At 69.7% G+C, this 742-nt stretch carries 1 protein-coding gene; it reads right to left on the reverse strand.

What is annotated here, in order from left to right:
* Window positions 1-210: 210 nt before the first annotated feature.
* On the reverse strand, window positions 211-742 hold a 532-nt coding region (locus CCN37_RS41685), incomplete at its 5' end, for an AAA domain-containing protein (RefSeq protein WP_246843357.1).

Genomic DNA, 742 nt, shown 5'->3' on the forward strand with positions numbered 1-742 from the left:
CCCGCTCGCGCCCGAGCCCGCCACCCGCCGCCCCTGTGCCGCCACCTGGCCGCCGTCCTCCTGACGGCCCCCGCTCGTGCCCGAGCCCCCTCCGCGAACCCGCGGAAGGGGCTCTTTCTTTTGTGCGGCGGCGAATGCAATCGCTCGCTCTCGGCTATCGGGAATAGCGCAACGTTTGCATTGCGCGGTCCTGGTCATAATGCCGTCGGATCACTCTTTCGGGGAATTGGTGTCCGGCCAGGAGGTGGTATTGGACATCAGGCCGAGCATCCCGGAGATCAACCGCATCTGGTCCACCGTGCGGATGTCCGCCTCGACCAGGCGCGGTGAGCAGACGAGCACCGCGACCGCCTGGGCCCGGGAAAGCGCCACGTTCAACCGATTGCGCGAGAGCAGGAAATCCAATCCACGTGGCAGGTCCGCCGCCGTGGAGGAGGTCATCGTCGCGATCACCACCGGGGCCTCCTGGCCCTGGAAGCGGTCCACCGTCCCCACCCGCACGTCACCGTGCCCCGCCGCCTCCAGCTCCCGCCGCACCACGCGGACCTGGAGGTTGTACGGCGCCACCACCATCACGTCAGCCGAGGTCAGCGGGCGCGGCTCGCCGTCTGTCCAGGTGCGGCCGACCACCGTGGACACGATCTCCACCACGGCTCGCGCCTCTTCCACCGAACAGGTGATGTTGTCGCTGTGCTCCACCGTGCGCAGGCGCAGCCCCGCCCGCACCCCGGCCAACTCGCGG

It is taken from the genome of Allokutzneria sp. NRRL B-24872 (assembly GCF_002155965.1).
In the GTDB taxonomy this organism is placed as follows: domain Bacteria; phylum Actinomycetota; class Actinomycetes; order Mycobacteriales; family Pseudonocardiaceae; genus Allokutzneria.